A 19110-nucleotide genomic window follows, 5' to 3' on the forward strand; every position below is an offset into this window, starting at 1 on the left:
TCAAGCCTCTTCCTCACCGTCCAGCAGTTGCTCTTCCAGGGCTTCACGATAATCCCCCGGTTCCTGCCAGAGGCCGCGCTGCTGGGCCTCGATCAGGCGCTCGGTGATATCGCGCAAGGCCTCGGGGTTGTGCTGGCGGATGAATTCGCGGGTCGCCGGGTCGAGCACATAGGCATCGGCCAGCGACTGGTAATGATGGTCATCGATCAAATGGGTGGTGGCGTCGAAGGCGAACAGGTTGTCCACCGTCGCCGCCAGCTCGAAGGCGCCCTTGTAGCCATGGCGCTTGACCCCGTCGATCCACTTGGGATTCAGGGCGCGGGCACGGATCACCCGGTTCAGTTCTTCCTTCAGGGTGCGGATGCGTGGGCGCTCCGGCTGACTGTGGTCGCCGTGGTAGCTGGCGACGCCCTGCCCGCCCAGGGTTTCCACCGCCGCGAGCATGCCGCCCTGGAACTGGTAATAGTCATTGGAATCGAGCAGGTCGTGCTCGTGGTTGTCCTGGTTCTGCAGCACGGCCTGCATCCGGCCCAGGCGCCTGGCGAAATGCCCGCGGGCCTCGGTGCCGTCGTCGGCGCCGCCATAGGCATAGCCGCCATGGTTGAGATAGACCTCGGCCAGGTCCTCGCGGCTGTGCCACAGGCGCCCGTCGATAGCATTCTGCACCCCTGCACCATAGGCGCCCGGCTTGGAGCCGAACACCCGCCAGCCGGCCTGACGCCGCGCCTGGTCTTCATCCAGGCCGCTGGCCAGCAGTTCGGCGCGCTCGCTGCGCACCCGGGCGGCCAGGGGGTTCATGTCGTCCGGCTCGTCCAGCGCCGCCACCGCCTGCACCGCCGCATCGAACAGCTTGATCAGGTTGCCGAAGGCGTCACGGAAGAACCCGGAGACGCGCAGGGTCACATCGACCCGTGGCCGGTCCAGCAGGCTCAGGGGCAGGATCTCGAAGTCGTCGACCCGATGGCTGCCCGCCGCCCACACCGGGCGCACGCCCATGAGGGCCATGGCCTGGGCGATATCGTCGCCGCCGGTGCGCATCGTCGCCGTACCCCAGACCGACAGGCCAAGCTGGCGCAAATGGTCGCCGTGGTCCTGCAAGTGACGTTCGAGAATCAGGCTGGCCGAGGTGAACCCCAGGCGCCAGGCAGTGGCCGTGGGCAGGTTGCGCACATCGACGGTGTAGAAGTTGCGTCCGGTAGGCAGCACATCGAGTCGCCCGCGACTCGGCGCGCCACTGGGGCCAGCCGGGACGAAACAGCCTTCGAGGACGGACAGCACGCCGTGCATTTCCGCTGCGCCGCAACTGTCCAGCTGTGGTGCGACGCGCTCGGCCAGGGCTTCGAGCACGGCGCGCACGTCATCCCACTGTGGCGCGTCCGGCAAGACCGAATCACCGGCCAGGGTCTGCTCGATCAACTGCACCGAAAGGACTTCCAGGCGTTCGCGGGTATCCCCGGCGGTGCGCCACGGGCCGCATTCGAGGTCCGCCAGCAATGCCGGTCGCGGCCCCTGCCAGGGTTCGCCCAATTCGCAATCCAGCGGATCGAAGCCCAGCAGCATGGCCCGGGCCAGCGCCCGTGGCAGGCTGGCATTGGCGCCACGGCCATCGCCGCGAGCCACACGCAACAACGCCGCCAGCGTATCGAGGCGCAGGCGCCCCGTGGGCGACTCGCCGAACACATGCAGGCCATCGCGGATCTGCGATTCCTTGAGGTCGCACAGGTAGGTGTCCAGACGCGGCAGCCACACCGCCGCATCGTCCAGCGCGCCGTCCAGTTGCAGCTCGCGGTCGATATGGTTGTCGCGCACCAGTTGCAGGATTTCTTTCTGCAATTCCACGGCGCGGCGCGGGTCCAGCAGTTGCGCCTCGTAGTATTCGTCGGCCAGGCGCTCCAGGTTGCGCAGCGGGCCGTAGGTCTCGGCGCGGGTCAGCGGTGGCATCAGGTGGTCGATGATCACCGCCTGGGTGCGGCGCTTGGCCTGGGCGCCCTCGCCCGGGTCGTTGACGATAAAGGGGTAGATATTCGGCAGCGGCCCGATCAGCGCATCCGGCCAGCACTGCGCCGACAGCCCGACGCCCTTGCCCGGCAGCCATTCCAGGTTGCCGTGCTTGCCGACATGAATCAGCGCATCGGCGGCAAAGCCATGGCGCAGCCAGAAATAGAAAGCCAGGTAGCCATGGGGCGGGACCAGGTCGGGGTCGTGGTACACCGCGCTCTGGTCGAGCTGGTAGCCACGGGCCGGCTGGATGCCGACGAAGGTCAGGCCCAGGCGCAGGCCGGCAATCATCATCCGTCCGCCACGGAACATCGGGTCCTGCGCCGGCTCGCCCCAGCGCTCGCGCACTGCCTGCTGGTTGGCCTCGGGCAATTGCGCGAAGGCCGCCAGGTAGTCGTCCAGGGCCATGCTTTGCATGCACGGGCGCTGGTCGAGGCTGTCGAGGTCGTTGCTGACGCCGCCGAGCAGGTCGTGGATCAACCGGGTGCCGCTGTCCGGCAGGTCGCCCACCGGGTAATCCTGTAGTTTCAAGGCCCGCAGGATATTCAGTGCCGCCGCCGGGGTGTCGAGGCCGACGCCGTTGCCGATGCGGCCATCCCGGGTCGGGTAGTTGGCCAGCACCAGGGCCACGCGCTTCTGCTGATTCGGCAGGCGTGCCAGCTCGCACCAGCGCCGCGCCAGTTCGGCGACGAAGTCCATGCGCTCGGGCTGCGGCCGGTAGCAGACCACATCGGACTGGCTGCGCTCGCTGCGCCAAGCCAGGTCCTTGAAGCTGATCGGCCGGGTGATGATGCGTCCGTCCAGTTCCGGCAAGGCGATATGCATGGCCAGGTCGCGGGCACCGAGGCCCTGCTCGCTGGCCTGCCAGCCGGGTTCGTTGTCCTGGGCGCAGATCGCCTGCAGCACCGGGATATCCCGGCGGAACGGGCGCAGGTGCGGCTGTTCCGGGCTGGACTGGGCGAAACCGGTGGTATTGATGATCAGCGCGGCAGCGGTTTCGTCCAGCCAGTCCTCGACCTGGGCCAGGCAGCCGGCCTCCTTGAGGCTGGCCACGGCGATCGGCAGCGGATTCAGCCCGGCGCCTTGCAGCCGCTCGCAGAACACATCGATAAAGCCAGTGTTCGCCGCCTGCAGATGGGAGCGGTAGAACAGGATCGGCACCACAGGTCGCCCAACATGCCAATCAGCGCGCCAGTGGCCCATTCCGGCCTCGGCATGGCGCGGGTGGTACAGGCTGGTACGCGGCAGTTGCCGTGGCTCGTCCCAGCGGTAATCGCGCCCCAGCCAGGTATTGGCGAGGCAATTGAACAGGTTCAGGGCATTGGCCTTGCCGCCCTGGCGCAGGAAGTGCCAGAGGCGCTCGGCCTGCTCGGCAGCGACGTTGCCCAGGCTGCTCAGCTCCGGGTCCGGGCGGTCGTCACCCGGCACCAGGATCAGCTTCACGCCACGGGCCGCCAGCTCGACCAGCTGCTCGACGCCATAGCGCCAATAGCCGATGCCGCCATGCAGCGACACCAGGATCACCTTGGCATGGCGCAGCACCTCGTCGACATACAGGTCGACCGAGGCGTGGTTCTGCACCTGCATGGGGTTGGCCAGGCGCAGGCTGGGGTAATCCTCCGGCAGCTCGCGGGCAGTTTCCGCCAGCAGCGCCAGGTGCGAATCACCGCTGCAGAGAATCACCAGCTCGGCCGGGGTCTGGCCGAGGTCGGCAATGCTGTCGTCGGGCACGAAGCCGCCGGGCTGGGTCCGCAGCAGGTGCATGGATCAGGCGCCCAGGGCAGCGCGCAGGCGTGCTTCCAGAGCAGCGGCATCCAGGTCCTGGCCGATCAGCACCAGGCGGGTGATGCGCGCTTCGTCGCTGCGCCAGGCGCGGTCGAAGTGCTTGTCGAAACGGGTACCCACGCCCTGGATCAGCAGGCGCATCGGTTTGCCTGGGATGGCCGCGAAACCCTTGACCCGCAGGATGCCGGTGTCGGTGACCAGTTGGGTCAGGGCATCCAGCAACAGGCTTTCGTCGGCTTCCGGCAGGTCGAGGGAGATGGAGTCGAAGGCGTCGTGGTCGTGATCGTCGTGGTCATCGTCGCCGTCATGGTGCGAATCGTGGTGGGTGCGGCGGCCGTCGATATGGGCCTCCGACTCGGCACCCAGGCCCAGCAGCACTTCCAGCGGCAGCACACCCTTGCTGGCTTCGACCACCTTGACCGCTGGCGGCAGTTCTTCCTCGACCTCGGCGCGCACGGCGGCCAGGGCTTCAGGGGCGATCTGGTCGCACTTGTTGAGGATCACCAGGTCGGCGCTGGCCAGTTGGTCAGCGAACAGTTCGTGCAACGGCGATTCGTGGTCCAGGTTCGGGTCCAGCTTGCGCTGGGCGTCGACCTGCTCCGGGAAGGCGGCGAAGGTGCCGGCGGCCACGGCCGGGCTGTCGACCACGGTGATCACCGCGTCGACGGTGCAGGCGTTGCGGATTTCCGGCCATTGGAAGGCCTGGACCAGGGGCTTGGGCAGGGCCAGGCCGCTGGTTTCGATAAGGATCTGGTCCAGATCGCCGCGGCGCGCCACCAGCTCGCGCATCACCGGGAAGAACTCTTCCTGCACGGTACAGCACAGGCAACCGTTGGCCAGCTCGTAGACGCGGCCGTTGGCCTCTTCCTCGGTGCAGCCGATGCTGCATTGCTTGAGGATCTCGCCATCGATGCCCAGCTCGCCGAATTCGTTGACGATCACCGCGATGCGGCGGCCATTGGCGTTGTCCAGCATATGGCGCAGCAGGGTGGTTTTGCCCGAGCCGAGAAAGCCGGTGACGATGGTAACGGGGAGTTTGGCCAGTGTTTTCATGTCGGATGCCCTTGGCAGCATGGCGGGCATGGGGGACGGAGGCCAGGAACCGTGCGGTCTGGACGCGTTCGCCACCGGATCACCCCGCCCGGTTAATGTGGAAGCTGGTCGAGGCAGGTCTCCTGGCTTGCGCCGTGTCCTCGGGACGCCATCGACGCCTTCCCGCCCTTTATGCTCGGCAGTGGCACTGGTCGATGGACTCGGCACTTACAGTTGCGGGGGCAGCCGCGGCTTGCCGCGTTCCCGTCTTAGCTCCGACCCGCGTCGGAGAACCTCGAACCGGCAAGGCTACGCAGTGCCCGGAAGCCGGTCAACCGCTGTATTGACGGATGTCAACGCGCGTGATTACCTAGCGCGATTCGTTTGGGTGCCTTTTTTATTACAAAAGGTGAAACGGGAAACCGGTGCGCTGTGACCGTCAGGTCCAGTCATTCCGGTGCTGCCCCCGCAACGGTAAGCAAGGAAAGCGTCTGATCCACTGTGCCAGCAGTCCGGCATGGGAAGGAGACGCCTCGGCCCACAGCCCCCTGCAAGCCCGGAGACCGGCCCATGACAGATTTGACCAAACCCGCGGTGGGCGGGCGACGTTGCAACGCCTGGGTGCCCCGCATCCAGGCGTTCTTCGCGCTTGCCTGTTGCCCGAACAACACCAAGAGGAAAGCGCCATGCCCGTCATCAGTACCGCCAGCCACGCCAGCAGCACCTCCACCACCCTCAGCCAGCGCATCGTCGCGGCCGTCAGCGCTTCGGTACTGGGCCTGTGCCTGGTCTACTTCGCCGGTTTCTCGCATATCGAAGCGGTGCACAACGCCGCCCACGACACCCGCCACAGCGCCGCCTTCCCCTGCCACTGAGGCCCGACCCATGTTCACTCGCATTGCCCGCACCGCGGGCTTTACCGGTCTGCTGGCGGCCGTGCTGCTGACCCTGCTGCAAAGCTTCTGGGTCGCGCCGCTGATCCTCAAGGCGGAAACCTACGAAAACTCGGCGCCGGCCGAGGTCCATGAGCATGAGCACGCCGACGCGGCCGCAGCGGGCGAAGGTCATCACCACGATGCCGAAGCCTGGTCGCCGGAAGATGGCTGGCAGCGCGTGCTGTCCACCACCGGCGGCAACCTGGTGGTCGCGGTGGGCTTCGCCTTGCTGCTGGCGGCCATGTACACCCTGCGCAGCCCGGGCAGCATCGGTGTCGGCGCGCTCTGGGGCCTGGGCGGTTTCGCCGTGTTCTGCCTGGCGCCGAACCTCGGCCTGCCGCCGGAGCTGCCGGGTACCGCCGCGGCCGACCTCGTCCAGCGCCAGTTCTGGTGGGTTGGCACCGCCGCTGCCACCGCTATCGGCCTGGCGCTGATGGTGTTTGCAGGCAACTGGGTGCTGAAAATCGCCGGCCTGATCCTGCTGGCGATTCCCCATGTAATCGGCGCCCCGCAGCCGGACGTCCATGAAAGCCTGGCGCCGGAAGCCCTGGAGTCGCAGTTCATCGTCGCTTCGTTGCTGACCAATGCCGGTTTCTGGCTGGCCCTGGGCCTGATCAGCGCCTGGCTGTACCGGCGGCAGTCCGCCTGATGGCCGTCCCGTCCGGCGTGGCAGCGTTGTACGCCGGGCTGGGCTGCCGCCGTGGTGCCCCGGCCAGTGAGCTGGCCGGGCTGCTGCGGGATGTGATGCAATCGCGCAACCTGCCTTTCGCCGCGCTGGTTGCTCTTGCCAGCATCGATCTCAAGCGCCAGGAACCCGGCCTGCTGCAGCTGGCTGCCGATCTCGGCCTGCCCCTGCACTTCTTCAATGCCGTGCAACTCGCCCCGTATACCCCGCGCCTGAGCCATCGCTCGGCCATCGCCTTTCAACACAGCGGCTGTTATGGCGTAGCGGAAAGCAGCGCCCTGGCCCTGGCCGAGCAGCTTGACGGCGGGCTGGCCGAGCTGCGCGTCGAGCGCATCGTGCGCGACGATATGACCCTGGCATTGGCCTGGATCCCTGCTTCTGGCGGATAATCCGCCCTTCCGTTTTCCAGAGACCTCCCATGACCGTCTATTTCATCGGCGCCGGCCCCGGCGATCCGGAGCTGATCACCGTCAAGGGCCAGCGCCTGATTCGCCAGTGCCCGGTCATCATCTATGCCGGCTCGCTGGTGCCCGCCGCCGTGCTCGACGGGCATAACGCCGAGACCCTGATCAACAGTGCCGAACTGCACCTGCAACAGATCATCGAGGTGATCGCCGCCGCCCATGCCAAGGGCCAGGACATCGCCCGGGTGCACAGCGGCGACCCCGGCCTGTATGGCGCCATCGGCGAGCAGATCCGCCACCTGCGCGAGCTGGAGATTCCCTACGAGATCGTCCCCGGGGTCACGGCCACGGCGGCCAGCGCCGCCCTGCTCGGCTGCGAACTGACCCTGCCGGATATCGCCCAGAGCGTGATCCTCACCCGCTTCGCCGATTCCTCGCCGATGCCCGAGGGCGAAGCGCTGGCCAGCCTGGCCAGCCACAAGACGACCATGGCGATACACCTGGGCGTGCGCCATCTGCCAAGGATCGTCGAGGAGCTACGCCCGCATTACGGCGGTGACTGCCCGATCGCCGTGGTGCACCGGGCTACCTGGCCGGATCAGGACTGGGCGCTGGGAACACTGGACGACATCGTCGAGCTCACGGCGGCCAAGGGCTTCCGGCGTACCGCGCTGATCCTGGTGGGCCGGGTGCTGGCCAGCGACAGCTTCAGCGAATCGGCGCTGTATCGGGCGGGGCATGCCCATCTGTACCGGCCTTGAGACGTATTGCATTGCTATCACCGTGCCTGCACATTAGGACGACCACCACCCAAGAAAGGATTTCCCCCGATGCTGGAACTTCGTCCTTGCTGCGAATGCTGCGCCACGGCACTGCCGGGCGACAGCCGTGACGCGATGATCTGCTCGTTCGAGTGCACCTATTGCCGTAGCTGCGCGGACGATCAACTGAAGGGCAAGTGCCCGAATTGCGGGGGTGAATTGCAACCGCGACCGGCGCGGGTCGGGGAGAAGCTGGTGAAGAATCCGGCGACGACGGTGCGGACGGTGAAGGCCGAAGGCTGTCCTGCACACTAGAAGCTTATGGTGTTGCTGATGGCCTCATCGCTGGCAAGCCAGCTCCCACAGGTAGTGTGTGCACCGCAAACCCTGTGGGAGCTGGCTTGCCAGCGATGAGGCCATCGAATTCACATCAATGCGCCTGCATCTTGCTCTTGATGAACCCCACCACCCAGGTCAGCACCGCACCACCGGCGCCACCGCCGATCACGCTGCTGATAATGGCTGGAATATCCAGGGAACCTTCCGCGCCGGCCTGGGCCAGGGACTGATCGCCGGTCAGATGGGCCAGCACCTGCCCCACCACCACGCCACCGACCCCACCAAGGACACTGTTGAGCACCGGGCCCATGCCCTCCTTGCTCAACCCCGCCGCGTTGCCGCCAATCACACCCGCGATGACTTGCACAACCAGACTGATGATATCCATTGCAATAGCCTCTCTTAGCGTCTGCAAGAACGCCTCGCGTGCGGGCTACTGCGGATACGGCACTACAACGGGCATCGAGACGTCGAAGTCCGACCGACGACAGCAGGCTGTGGCGGATACCCGACAGTATATGTAGGACTTTTTACTTGCGCGAATAACCTGCGATCAAGGCTTGACGCTCTTCAGCTCGTTCAGCAAACCCAGCAGTGTCTGCAGCTTCTCGTCGCCGAACTGCTCGAGGATGCGCTGGTAGTTGCGCTCCATATCCTCGCTCATGGCGATGAAGCACTGCTGGCCCTGCTCGGTCAGGCCGACGAAGACCCGGCGCTGGTCGGTGCTGGACTTCCTGCGGCGCACCAGGCCGTCGCGCTCCAGGCGGCTGAGCACGCCGGTCATGCTCGGCTTGAGGATGCAGGCCTGCTCGGCCAGTTGATGGCTTTCCAGCTCACCCTGCTGGCGCAGGATGCGGATCACCCGCCACTGCTGCTCGGTCAGGCCATGTTCGTTGAGGGAGGGCCGGAAGAAGGCCATGGCGGCTTCCCGGGCTTGCAACAGGGTGAGGGTCAGGGACGGTCTTGGTTTCGGCATGGTCAGACTGATATCAACGGTGATTGTGCAGCTTAAGAGCCGGGCTTTCGGGCTGCAAGCGCCGCTGTACTACCGCGCTGGCGCAGCCTGCGCATTCGTCAAATATATTGAACTGACGCGTGCGTAAAACATCACGCTTTCACTCGAATTTTCAATGGCTTAACCGATAAATCGTAGTCCCAACGTTAAGAAATACGGACACAGAAACGTGAATCCGCTTGATATATTTAACGGCTCTGGCAAGCTATGGGGCAGGTTTCGACCGGGAATCGACCTTCGCGTGCATCCCGGCAGTGCTCGAAACCTCAGGCAGCGCCAGGTCCGAACCGGCGCGCCTGCACAACAATGACAGGCCGCGCCTGTCCCAAGGTGACATATGCCCAACAGCAACATTGGCAATAAGAATCAGAAATCCCGCAAACCCGTGGTCCTGATGACCATGGGCACTCAAGAACGCAAGGGTCACGACTACCAGGTGATGACCCACAAGTACATCACGCCGCTGGTGGAACACGCTGGCTGCGTCCCAGTCCTGGTACCCACCTGCTGCGGCGTCGAAGACCTCGAGCAGTACCTGGACATGGCCGACGGCGTGTACCTGACCGGCGCCGGGAGCAACATCGACTCAGCCCTCTACGGCCAGGAAAACGAAACCCCGGGCAAGGCCCAGGACCGTGACCGCGACCTCTTCGACCTGCCGCTGGTGCAACTGGCGATTGCCCGTGGCCTGCCGATCTTCGGCATCTGCCGTGGCATGCAGGAAATCAACGTGGCCCTCGGCGGTGATATCTACCAGAAGGTCTATGCCGAGCCAGGCTTCAACGATCACCGGGAGAACCCCGAGGATCCGGTCGACGTGCAATACGCAGCCTCCCACAGCGTGCGCCTGAAGCCGGGCAGCTGGCTGCGGGAACTGCTGCAGAGCGACGAGATCCGCGTCAACTCGCTGCATGGCCAGGGCCTGAAAACCCTGGGCGACGGCGTCGAGCCCCTGGCTCATGCCGAAGACGGCCTGGTCGAAGCGATCCATGCGCCAAGCCTGTCGCCGTTCCTGTTCGCAGTGCAATGGCACCCGGAATGGCAAGCCGCGAAGAATCCGGATTCGGTGCGGATGTTCGAGGCGTTTGGCGACGCTTGCCGGGCGCAAGCGGGAAAGAAGCAGCAGAGCAAGACTCAAAGCATTGCTTGAGATAATCATCTCAAGCAACTGATTTAAAAGGATTTTTAAATCAAAAAGGTCGTATCGAAGACACATCGATACGGCCTTTTTTGTGCGCATCGCAGCGCCACACCTCACAAATGACTTTATAAAAACGTCGTAACTCGTTGTTTTTGAATGATTTAACCGGAAATATAATCAACTTTAAGAATATCGCTCAAGCTGCTGTCTGCGCTACGGAATGGCATCCATCCTCGGCTCCATTCCCACCCTTCCCGTCAGTTCGCCTTCGATCTGCCCCGACAACGACCAGACCCCGGCCATCACCCCGGTGCCATGGTTCTCCATCAGGTTCAGCCACTCCTCGTTCAATGCCGCGTTGAGGATCACCCGCAACTGCTCGACCATCTCCGGCCGGTCGCTCTCATGCATCATCGCGCCGATCCCGGCCGAGGCCACCGAGATCGCCATCCCCGCCGCCTTGCCCACCGCTGCCGCCACGGCGCTGAGTGCGCCCCGGGGCGCCAGGGTCGCTTCCAGGCGTGTGCTGGCTTTGCTGGCCACCGATGACAGTCCATTGTCCGACGCTGTCGCATTGGCCGCGGCGGCCTTGCGAATCTCTTCGTTCAGCGCCAGCCAGGCCGGCAGCTGCACGAAGGGCTTTGCCGTGAGCACGCCGCGCAGGCTGGCGTCCCGCGCGGCAGGCGGGCCCAGGGCAATGGCGGGAATACGTTCGAGGTGCAGGGCGAACTGGTCTGGCGCAGGCCGATAGCGCTCGCCAATCTCCTGGATCTGCTGGCCGAGCAATTGCACGTACAGCTCGGTCGCACGCTCGCGGATCAGGTCGGGGTTGATCTGCTCGGCCACCGGTTCCAGCACGCGCTCGCGATAAGCGTCCTGCAGATAAAGGGCCAGGCGGTTATCGGGCTGGTCGCGGTGCTGGCTCATCTTGTACCAGGCCACCCTGAGGGTCAGCCATTGCTGGGTCCAGTAGCCGGTGAACCAGGGAATGAAATTCTCTTCGGTCTGTACCTGCACCTGCTCGCGCCAGACCCGCATGGAGCGCCGTGCATAGTCCCCGGCCGACCCGGCGGCGCCGCGCGAGGCCTGGACGATCTCCCGGTCCACCTGCTGCCAGGCAGCGGGCGACAGCACAACCGGCGGTACCTCCGGCACGCGATTGCGCGAACTGCAGCCGCACAGGATCACCAGCAACGCCACAAGCCACACCCGATACAGTGAACGCCGGTTCACGATCGCCACCCCCTTCGCCACGCTTTCTGGAGTATAGGAACGGCGCGGGTGCGGCGATCTAACTTCTGGCGATATCCAGCAGGGGCCAGTGCGCCAGGGGTTCGTACTTGCCCTTGGTGGACTCGTAGAGCACGAACTCCCGTGCATTCCAGCGAAACTCCGGCGCCACCGCTGCCTCGGGCACTTCGTTGCGGAAGTCCCGGGCCAGCGTCAAGTGCGGGCGAAACTCTCTTGAATCGACGACGAAGCCCAGTGGCAACAAGGCCTCCTGCAACTGGTAGACCCAGCGCAGTAGTACTTTTGGCGGTTCCTGCGTGGTCAGCACCAGCGCCTGGCTGCGCCGCCAGACCTCCAGCCGATCGAGGACCAACGGCTCCAGGCGCTCCGGCGGGCGCAGCCGTGCGGCTACTTCGAGAATCGCCGGCAACTGGCTTACACCGACTGCACCAAGAAACATCAGGGTCACATGGAAATTTCCGCTCGGTACCGGCTTGCCGCTGCGCAGGCGCAGGTCTCTACGCCAGCGCGACAGGGCCTTGCCTTGCGCCGGGGTGCAGGGCAAGGCGAAGAACAGGCGCTTGAAGGGTTCGTTGGGTCCGGGGTCGAGGCTGATCACGAAAGGCTCCTTGGGTGTCTCGCGGCACTATGACTCAAGACAGCACCACCCTGCCCGGCTATCCTCGGCTGCACCAGAAAATGACAGACAAGGAGAGCTCATGAGCCTGGAGCTGCGCGTTGCCACCCCGGCGGATGTCGAAACCCTGTTCGAGATCCGCACCAGCGTCACCCAGAACCACCTGTCCCGCGAGCAGATGGCCGGGCTGGGGATCACCGCCGAGGTGCTGGCCTCGATCCTCGAAACCGAGCCCTGTGCCTGGATCGCTCACCAGGATGGCGTTGCCGTGGGGTTCGCCATGGTCGATGGCGAGGCTGGGGAGGTCTTTGCCCTGTTCATCAGGCCGGGATTTGAAGGGCTGGGGATTGGCCGGGGGCTGATGAGGCTGGCCGAGGCGTACCTGTTCCGGAACCATGAGCGGATCTGGCTGGTGACCGATGGCAATGCCGATATCAGGGCCAACGGGTTCTATCAGCGACTGGGCTGGGAGTTGGTCGGGCGGGTGGATGAGCGGGATGTGCGGTATGAGAAAGATCGCTGATTTGCGGTGTTGCTAATGGCCCTATCGCTGGCAAGCCAGCTCCCACAGGGACCGCGTGCACCGCAGAACCTGTGGGAGCTGGCTTGCCAGCGATGAGGCCCTGAAAGCCAATAAAGAACTCAAACCGGCGAAATGGTCCCCAACGCCCCGATCACGATCGCCAGTGCCAGAAACCCGAACAGAAAAATCGCCATCTTGCCCATCACTGCCTCCACCTACCGAAAATAAACCTTGCATGGGGCCTATTCTCGGCAAGCATCTGTTTGCATAACAGATTCAGAAAGCACTGAAAAATACGGATCAGATCAGCAGCGGAAGTGCCCGACCATGCCGTGCAGACGGCTGCTTAGGTGGCTCAGTTCGGTGCTCGCTGCAGATATTTCGGCACTGGCAGTGGCCGATTCCTCGGCGGTCTCGCGCACGCGGGTCACGCTCTGGTTGATCTCTTCGGTCACCGCCGCCTGCTCCTCCGCAGCAGTGGCGATCAGCTCGCTCATCTGCTGAATATTCGACACCTGCCGGGTGATCTGCTCCAGGGCCGTGCCGGTGTCACGTACACCATTCACCGAGGCGCTGGTCTGCTCCAGGTTGGTCTGCATCATCCCGGTACTTTCATTGGCGATGTGCTGCAGCTTGATGATCAGTTGCTCGATCTCGCTGGACGAGGCCTGGGTACGCTGCGCCAGGTTGCGCACCTCGTCGGCGACCACGGCAAAGCCGCGCCCCGCCTCACCGGCCCGGGCCGCTTCGATGGCAGCGTTGAGGGCCAGCAGGTTGGTCTGCTCGGCCACCGCCTTGATCACATCGAGGATCGCGCCGATACGCCCGCATTCCTGCTGCAAACGCCCGAGGGATTCGGCGGAGATGCCCACGCCATTGGCCATTGCCTCGATCTGCCGGATCGCCTGCTGGGACATCGCCAGCACGCTGGTCACCTCATGGTCGGCGCCCTTGGCAGCACTGGCGGCCTCCTCGGAGTTGCGCGCCACTTCCTGCACGGTGGCGGCGATCTCGTTCATCGCCGTGGCGACCATATCGGTCTCGTTGCGCTGGCTGTCGATGCCTTCGCGGGTGGTACTGGTGATTGCCGCCAGTTGCGAGGCCGAGGCCGCCAGTTGCTGCGAGCCGCAGCCGATCTGCGAGATGACGTCGCGCAGGCTGGCGGTCATGCTGTCCAGCGAGCGCAGGAGCACGCCGAGTTCGTCGCCGCGTTCGGAGTGGGTCTCGCCAGTCAGGTCGCCACCGGCGATGCGCTGGGCAGTCTTCACCGCTTCACGCAGCGGATAGACGATCTGCCGGCTGATCAGCAAGGCGACGGCAATACCACAGATGATTGCCACCAGGGTGATCACCGCCAGCAGCATATGGGTGCTCTTCACCTGCGCGGAGGCACGGTCCTCCTCGGCGTAATACAGGGCGTTGGCGCCGTCCTGCAGCTTGGAGAGCAACTGGTTGGCGGCCGTCAGCTCGGCCACCGAGCGGGCCTGCTCGCGGGCCTTGCCATAGGTTTGCAGATCAGCCTGGAGCTTCTGCGCCGCCGCCAGGTCCTGGGCCGGCCAGCGCCCTTCCCGTGCATCCAGGACAAGCTGGTCGAAACCTTCCTTGAGTTTGGCGTGGTGCTCCTGGTGCAGGGCCTGCTGCCCGGAGTCATTGGTCAGCGCCAGGCTGTAGTTGGCTTCCCGGGCGAACACGATCTCGTCGAACAGGCCGCTGATAAAACTGATGCGCTGCAAGGATGCACTGCTGTTCTGCAGGCCAAAGCCGCCGAGCAGCGACAGCAGCAAGGCAAAGGCCAGCAGCAGGCCGAAGCCGAGGCCGAGTTTGCGGGTGACGCTGAGGTTCTTCAGCGTGAATGCCTGGGACATACCTTTCTCCAACCTGTGAGTTCGCCCTCGCCGGTCCGCAGGTGACGGTAACCGGCAAGTCTGTCTGTCATGACGCCGAAGCCAATGGGACGCGGAGCCCGTGCGAACGGCACGGGCCCTGGTGCACAGGAGTGTTCCGGAGGGGATTCACGCGCTGGGCATCCATGCGGTTCCCCAAGGGCGGGAAACCTCTTTTTGCCCGGGCTTCCAATGCCCGGCATTACCCTACTTATAGTAAGGGAATGGTAACATCCGCAAACGATTGATACCAATATGACACTATTGTCTGTTCACGGCTATTCGTCCCTTTGCAGCCGGTTCGAAAATGCTAGGCTTGGCCGCCGCCGACCGGCGCCCCTGGCCCGATGACATCGGCGAACCGTCAAGGAAAGGACAATGAGCGAAAACCGAAAAGCGCTTATCGATCAAGGCGCTATGGCTACCCGCAATCTCGCTGAATGCTTGGCTGTGGACCAACGGGTACTGGCCGCCAGCGTCGCCGCGCAGGTCGACCGGAGCCTGGCCGAGGCCCTGCAAGAGGCTGCAGAAAGCAGTCGCACGCTGGGTATTTCGAAAAAAATTGCAACAATTGGCCTGGCGTTAGGCCAATGGCTGGAAGCGACTCCCGCGCCATCCCGGGACGCTGACCTGCTGTTCAGCCACCCTTCCGATACCGTGCGTGGCTGGGCGGCCTTCGCCAATGCCTGGGCGCTACGTGACAGCGATATCGGCGAGGCTCTGCAAGGCCAGCTGCGTTTTGCCACCGACGAGCACTTCGGCGTACGCGAATGGGCCTGGCTGGCCCTGCGCCCGCAACTGGTGACGGAGCTGGAGCGCAGCCTCGCCCTGCTCCAGCGCCACCATCGCGACAACGACCCGCTGATCCGCCGGTTCAGCATCGAGATCCTGCGTCCGCGCGGGGTCTGGTGCGAGCATATCGCCCGCCTGAAGTCCGAGCCGGAAATCGCCGAGGCGCTGCTCGTCCCGCTGCTGGCCGAAGCCGACAAGTACCCGCAGGACTCGGTGGCCAACTGGCTCAACGACGCCAGCAAGACCCGGCCCGACTGGGTGCTCCAGCTGTTCGAGCGCTACCCGCCGGAATGCAAGGCATCGACGCGGATTTTCACCCGGGCCACCCGCAGCCTGCCGGTCAACGCCTAGGCTTCGACGCAGTGCAACGGCTTGCTCTTCGCACTAGAGCAGTGGCGAGCCCTCCATGGCATGGGTATCTACACATCTTTTGGGCTGAGATGGCCTGTCAGTAGATCGTATGAGGGCTGACAGGTGCTTGCCATGACTCTTCTGGCGCCCTTTAGATCGAGCGCCGCCCGCGCGGCGCATCGCGGATGAATCCGCTCCCACATTTGTTGCAACGTGCCATGGCCTGTGAGATCTCCGTTGCTAGCCTTTGGAGGTTTGCGCGATGTATCGCATGGAGGCTATTGGGCTCGGCGGGATATCGAGTCGGACAAACAAGGCGGACAACTATGGCCTTACAGGCATAGGTACGTTGCAACCAATGTGGGAGCTGGCTTGCCAGCGATGCGCCGCGCGGGCGGCGCTCGATCTGGAGAACGCTGAAGATCTGTCGGCTTGCGCCTGGTGGCCATCATGCGGTCTCTCGACAAGCGACCCGGGGTCACCACTGGCCTTCGGAAAAGATGTGTAGATACCCATGCCTCCATGGTCCCGCCCGTCGCGCCATGGCCGATGCAGTCGAAGGCCGTGGAGCCGATACCGCGCTGCCAAAGCTCATCGCGCCCCCCAGTGAATACACCAAGGTGCCCTTCTCCACCGCCGTGGAGTGCCAGCAGGTAGATATCGCTGCTGGCGGGGCGGTGGTCGATGTGCAGGCGGATGCCGGCGTAGTGGACTTCAGAAGTCATTGTGTCCTTGCAGGGAAATCGATCCGGATTGAAGACGGGATCGCCCGCCCACGGTGGGCGTCAATCCTGCACAACCCTAGCAGACAGGACGTTTCGGCCGCGATACAGCCTATCTCTCGTAGGCATTTTCCATGCAGCCTGTAGGCCCCTGCTGAATATCCTGCACACCACCCGTTTCGCCTTGTCCACACCCACCGAAATGCGCCAAGTTCCCTCCGAACGTAGCGCGGCCGGTCCCTGGCTCAACTGCGACCACGCACTGAATGCCCAGGCCAAGGATCGACTTGCCATGTCCGTTTCCCATCCCGTGAAAAACCCTTACGAGCTGGAAATCATCCACCTCAAGGTGCAGGCCGATGTGCTCTCTTTCGAGGGCAAGGAGCATCTCAGCCAACCGTTCCATTACCGCATCCAGTTCACCAGCCCGGTACCGCGCACCACTCCGGGCGTCTTCCAGGCCGATAGCGACGAGTCCCCCGCCTCGGCGCTGGACATCGACGCCACCTCCGTACTCAATCGCCGGGCCAGCTTCGCCCTGTATGGCCCGCCGCCACCCCGTTACCCCTGGGAGGAGCCCCCTCGAGAGCATCTGCCACTGCGCAAGCTCTACGGTGCGATCAGCGCATTCCGGCGCCTGGGCGGCAGTCACGAACAGGGGCACTACGAGGTCATCCTGCAACCGCGCTTCGCCCACCTGGAACGTGGCAAGCAATACCGCCTGTACCGCAACCAGTCGGTACCGGAGATCGTCCGATACATCCTGACCCAGCGGCACGGCCTGTTGCCCCATGAGTTCGAATTCAAGCTCGTACGGGAATACCCACGCCGCCCCCACGTCATGCAGTACGGCGAAAACGACCTGAGCTTCATCAACCGCTTGCTGGCCGAGGTCGGCATCTGGTACCGCATCGACGCCGACCTCAAGCTGAACATCGACGTGGTGCGTTTCCACGACGCGCCCTGCCATTTCCAGTTCGACGTCAAACTGCCGCTGCTCTGGCCATCGGGGTTTTCAAGCGGTGGTGCCGATGGCGCGTGGAACCTGCGCACCCATCATCAGGTTGTTGAAAAAAACCAGTTTTTCCGGAGCTACGACCACCGTCAGGCGCAGAAAGAGCTACAGGACGAAATCGAGCAGCATCATCTGATCGTTGCCACGACGTACGGCGAGCGCTACGACTACAACGAGCCGTACACCGAACTCGGCGATCGCTACGCACACAGGGGCGAAGCCGAGGTGGAGAGCGGCCACTTCTTCGCCAACCTGCGCCGCGAGCGCATCCTCAACCAGCGTTCGCGCCTACTGGGCAGCAGTAGCAGCCCCACCCTGGCCCCGGGCCAGGTTCTCGAGATCGAGGGCCCGGTGCCACAAGACTTCGCCAACCGGGTAGCCATCACGACCATCACGACCCGGGCAGCGCGAAACGCCAGCTTCAGCGTCGAATTCGAAGGCATTCCTTATTCGCATTTCATCTGCTTCCGCCCACCGTACCTGGCAAAACCGCAGATCTCCGGAACATTGCCGGCACGCATCACCAGCAAGAACCCCTATGACCGTTACAGCCACCTGGACGAGGACGGTTGCTACCGGGTCAGCTTCCTGTTCGACCGGGACGAGCGCAAGGCCGGCTTCGAGAGCCTGCCAATGCGTCTTGCCCGACCCTACGCCGGGGACAAATATGGCAGCCACTTCCCGCTGCTCGCCGGTACCGAGGTAGCGGTGGCCTTCGTAGAGGGCGACCCGGATCGTCCCTACATCGCCCATGCGCTGCATGACAGCCGGCATCCCGACCACGTCACCCAGGACAACTTCCACCGTAATGTGCTGCGCACCCCGAGCAACAACAAGTTACGCATGGAGGACAAGACAGGAGAGGAGCACGTCAAGCTCAGCACCGAGTTCGCCGGCAAGAGCCAGTTGAACCTCGGGCACCTGGTGGATAGAGAGCGCAGGAAACGGGGCGAGGGTTTTGAACTGCGGACCGATCACTGGGGCGTGCTCAGGGCAGGAAAAGGCTTGCTCATCAGTGCCCACGCCCAGCCTGGGGCCGAAGGCGAGGTACTGGAAATGGGGTCGACTCTCGGCCTTCTGCAACAGGCTGCCGAACAACTGGAACATCTTTCCAACGATGCCGGGAGCTGTCGGGCCGAATCGGCGGATGTGCAGGCGCAGATCGACCTGTTCAAGCAGGATCTGGCGCAGCTCAAGTCTGCGGTCCTGCTGCTCAGCGCGCCTGAAGGCATTGCCGCCACCAGTGGCACCCACCTGCAGCTGGCGGCCCGGGACAACCTGATGCTCAACGCTGGCGGCCATGGCGACGTCAGCGTGATCAAGCGCCTGTTCATCGGCGCCGGCCAGGGGCTCAGCCTGTTCGTGCGCAAGCTCGGCATCAAGCTGATTGCCAACCAGGGCCCGGTGCAGGTCCAGGCACAGAACGACCGCCTGCTGTTGATGGCCCGGCAAGGGCTGGAGATCACCAGCACCGAGGATGAAATCCGCATCAGCGCGGGCAAGAAGATCACCCTCAATGCCGGTGGCAGCTACCTGATCCTCGACCCCTGCCGCGTCGAAGCGGGGACCGAGGGGGACTACCTGGTCAAGGCGCCCTACGTCTACTTCACCGGCAAAACCAAAATGACGCTCGACCTCCCGGCGCTGCCGGTGCTGACGGACTACGAGAAAAAAGGCTCCTACCAGAGCGACCACTCCGGCTGACCCTTCCCGGTCCCATCACAGGAAAACCACGCATGCTCAAGCGCTTATCCGAGTACCTGTTCGGCAAGGGTGACCCGCTGCCGCCGCCACCTCCCGTACCGCAACGCCCACAACTGACGGCGTGGCCAGTGCCGCTCAAACCTCACCCCGAGCCGGCG

Annotated in this window: 16 protein-coding genes and 2 riboswitches; of the genes, 9 read left to right on the forward strand and 7 right to left on the reverse strand. The window is 64.3% G+C overall.

Features of this window, described 5'->3' with window-relative positions:
* Both cobN and cobW read right to left on the reverse strand, forming a co-directional pair.
* Window positions 1-3762 (reverse strand): cobaltochelatase subunit CobN, encoded by a 3762-nt coding sequence (gene cobN / locus PSEMO_RS10445; protein ID WP_075802995.1) that lies wholly within the window; start codon window positions 3760-3762, stop codon window positions 1-3.
* 3 nt (window positions 3763-3765) lie between these two features.
* Window positions 3766-4836 carry a cobalamin biosynthesis protein CobW gene (cobW, locus tag PSEMO_RS10450; RefSeq protein ID WP_075802996.1) on the reverse strand — a complete coding sequence of 357 codons (1071 nt, stop codon included), beginning with the start codon at window positions 4834-4836 and terminating at the stop codon, window positions 3766-3768.
* Between the two features lie 95 nt (window positions 4837-4931).
* Window positions 4932-5128: riboswitch (cobalamin riboswitch) on the reverse strand.
* Between the two features lie 56 nt (window positions 5129-5184).
* Window positions 5185-5401, forward strand: a riboswitch (cobalamin riboswitch).
* Between the two features lie 100 nt (window positions 5402-5501).
* On the opposite strand from cobW, the gene PSEMO_RS10455 reads away from it, so the two are divergent.
* The 5 genes from PSEMO_RS10455 to PSEMO_RS10475 all read left to right on the forward strand — a co-directional run bounded on the left by PSEMO_RS10455 (window position 5502) and on the right by PSEMO_RS10475 (window position 7915).
* The gene (locus PSEMO_RS10455) at window positions 5502-5690 is read left to right on the forward strand and encodes a CbtB domain-containing protein (protein ID WP_075802997.1); all 189 of its coding nucleotides are present in this window, start codon (window positions 5502-5504) and stop codon (window positions 5688-5690) included.
* Between the two features lie 10 nt (window positions 5691-5700).
* Window positions 5701-6399 carry a CbtA family protein gene (locus tag PSEMO_RS10460; RefSeq protein ID WP_075802998.1) on the forward strand — a complete coding sequence of 233 codons (699 nt, stop codon included), beginning with the start codon at window positions 5701-5703 and terminating at the stop codon, window positions 6397-6399.
* On the forward strand, window positions 6399-6824 hold the full coding sequence (locus tag PSEMO_RS10465) for a cobalamin biosynthesis protein (protein ID WP_075802999.1): 426 nt from the start codon (window positions 6399-6401) through the stop codon (window positions 6822-6824). The genes PSEMO_RS10460 and PSEMO_RS10465 overlap by 1 nt, the downstream gene beginning before the upstream one ends.
* Window positions 6825-6853: 29 nt before the next feature.
* Window positions 6854-7600 carry a precorrin-4 C(11)-methyltransferase gene (gene cobM, locus PSEMO_RS10470; protein WP_075803000.1) on the forward strand — a complete coding sequence of 249 codons (747 nt, stop codon included), beginning with the start codon at window positions 6854-6856 and terminating at the stop codon, window positions 7598-7600.
* Between the two features lie 69 nt (window positions 7601-7669).
* Window positions 7670-7915 carry a DUF1272 domain-containing protein gene (locus PSEMO_RS10475; RefSeq protein ID WP_075803001.1) on the forward strand — a complete coding sequence of 82 codons (246 nt, stop codon included), beginning with the start codon at window positions 7670-7672 and terminating at the stop codon, window positions 7913-7915.
* A 115-nt stretch (window positions 7916-8030) separates the two neighbouring features.
* Here the strand turns inward: PSEMO_RS10475 and PSEMO_RS10480 are convergent, their stop codons facing one another.
* Complete coding sequence (locus PSEMO_RS10480) at window positions 8031-8327, reverse strand: hypothetical protein (RefSeq protein WP_075803002.1); 297 nt, start codon at window positions 8325-8327, stop codon at window positions 8031-8033.
* A 165-nt stretch (window positions 8328-8492) separates the two neighbouring features.
* A complete protein-coding gene (gene hpaR / locus PSEMO_RS10485) occupies window positions 8493-8915 on the reverse strand; it encodes a homoprotocatechuate degradation operon regulator HpaR (protein WP_075803003.1) in 423 nt (140 codons plus the stop codon).
* A 376-nt stretch (window positions 8916-9291) separates the two neighbouring features.
* On the opposite strand from hpaR, the gene PSEMO_RS10490 reads away from it, so the two are divergent.
* Window positions 9292-10104: a gamma-glutamyl-gamma-aminobutyrate hydrolase family protein gene (locus tag PSEMO_RS10490; RefSeq protein WP_075803004.1), complete on the forward strand. Its 813-nt coding sequence runs from the start codon at window positions 9292-9294 to the stop codon at window positions 10102-10104.
* 204 nt (window positions 10105-10308) lie between these two features.
* Here the strand turns inward: PSEMO_RS10490 and PSEMO_RS10495 are convergent, their stop codons facing one another.
* Together PSEMO_RS10495 and thpR are read right to left on the reverse strand one after the other, a co-directional pair.
* Complete coding sequence (locus PSEMO_RS10495) at window positions 10309-11337, reverse strand: hypothetical protein (protein ID WP_075803005.1); 1029 nt, start codon at window positions 11335-11337, stop codon at window positions 10309-10311.
* A 49-nt stretch (window positions 11338-11386) separates the two neighbouring features.
* On the reverse strand, window positions 11387-11944 hold the full coding sequence (thpR, locus tag PSEMO_RS10500; protein WP_075803006.1) for an RNA 2',3'-cyclic phosphodiesterase: 558 nt from the start codon (window positions 11942-11944) through the stop codon (window positions 11387-11389).
* Window positions 11945-12044: 100 nt separating this feature from the next.
* Here thpR and PSEMO_RS10505 point away from each other — a divergent pair, with 100 nt between their 5' ends.
* On the forward strand, window positions 12045-12485 hold the full coding sequence (locus PSEMO_RS10505; protein WP_075803007.1) for a GNAT family N-acetyltransferase: 441 nt from the start codon (window positions 12045-12047) through the stop codon (window positions 12483-12485).
* A 305-nt stretch (window positions 12486-12790) separates the two neighbouring features.
* Here the strand turns inward: PSEMO_RS10505 and PSEMO_RS34480 are convergent, their stop codons facing one another.
* Window positions 12791-14350, reverse strand: coding sequence for a methyl-accepting chemotaxis protein (locus PSEMO_RS34480; RefSeq protein ID WP_081430228.1), 1560 nt, complete (start codon window positions 14348-14350; stop codon window positions 12791-12793).
* A 396-nt stretch (window positions 14351-14746) separates the two neighbouring features.
* On the opposite strand from PSEMO_RS34480, the gene PSEMO_RS10515 reads away from it, so the two are divergent.
* Window positions 14747-15511, forward strand: a complete 765-nt coding sequence (locus PSEMO_RS10515) for a hypothetical protein (RefSeq protein WP_075803009.1) — start codon at window positions 14747-14749, stop codon at window positions 15509-15511.
* A gap of 1014 nt (window positions 15512-16525) precedes the next feature.
* Window positions 16526-18952, forward strand: a complete 2427-nt coding sequence (locus tag PSEMO_RS10525) for a type VI secretion system Vgr family protein (protein WP_075803011.1) — start codon at window positions 16526-16528, stop codon at window positions 18950-18952.
* Window positions 18953-19110 lie beyond the last annotated feature (158 nt).

It is taken from the genome of Pseudomonas putida (genome assembly GCF_001941965.1).
In the GTDB taxonomy this organism is placed as follows: Bacteria; Pseudomonadota; Gammaproteobacteria; order Pseudomonadales; family Pseudomonadaceae; genus Aquipseudomonas; species Aquipseudomonas putida_L.

What these genes read in the sequence shown, in the direction of transcription:
- PSEMO_RS10490 (WP_075803004.1), top strand. Translation starts at nt 9,292, where the DNA reads ATGCCCAACAGCAACATTGGCAATAAGAATCAGAAATCCCGCAAACCC.
- PSEMO_RS10515 (WP_075803009.1), top strand. Translation starts at nt 14,747, where the DNA reads ATGAGCGAAAACCGAAAAGCGCTTATCGATCAAGGCGCTATGGCTACC.
- PSEMO_RS10465 (WP_075802999.1), top strand. Translation starts at nt 6,399, where the DNA reads ATGGCCGTCCCGTCCGGCGTGGCAGCGTTGTACGCCGGGCTGGGCTGC.
- cobM (WP_075803000.1), top strand. Translation starts at nt 6,854, where the DNA reads ATGACCGTCTATTTCATCGGCGCCGGCCCCGGCGATCCGGAGCTGATC.
- PSEMO_RS10460 (WP_075802998.1), top strand. Translation starts at nt 5,701, where the DNA reads ATGTTCACTCGCATTGCCCGCACCGCGGGCTTTACCGGTCTGCTGGCG.
- PSEMO_RS10480 (WP_075803002.1), bottom strand. Translation starts at nt 8,327, where the DNA reads ATGGATATCATCAGTCTGGTTGTGCAAGTCATCGCGGGTGTGATTGGC.
- hpaR (WP_075803003.1), bottom strand. Translation starts at nt 8,915, where the DNA reads ATGCCGAAACCAAGACCGTCCCTGACCCTCACCCTGTTGCAAGCCCGG.
- PSEMO_RS10475 (WP_075803001.1), top strand. Translation starts at nt 7,670, where the DNA reads ATGCTGGAACTTCGTCCTTGCTGCGAATGCTGCGCCACGGCACTGCCG.
- PSEMO_RS10455 (WP_075802997.1), top strand. Translation starts at nt 5,502, where the DNA reads ATGCCCGTCATCAGTACCGCCAGCCACGCCAGCAGCACCTCCACCACC.
- PSEMO_RS34480 (WP_081430228.1), bottom strand. Translation starts at nt 14,350, where the DNA reads ATGTCCCAGGCATTCACGCTGAAGAACCTCAGCGTCACCCGCAAACTC.
- PSEMO_RS10505 (WP_075803007.1), top strand. Translation starts at nt 12,045, where the DNA reads ATGAGCCTGGAGCTGCGCGTTGCCACCCCGGCGGATGTCGAAACCCTG.
- PSEMO_RS10525 (WP_075803011.1), top strand. Translation starts at nt 16,526, where the DNA reads ATGTCCGTTTCCCATCCCGTGAAAAACCCTTACGAGCTGGAAATCATC.
- cobN (WP_075802995.1), bottom strand. Translation starts at nt 3,762, where the DNA reads ATGCACCTGCTGCGGACCCAGCCCGGCGGCTTCGTGCCCGACGACAGC.
- cobW (WP_075802996.1), bottom strand. Translation starts at nt 4,836, where the DNA reads ATGAAAACACTGGCCAAACTCCCCGTTACCATCGTCACCGGCTTTCTC.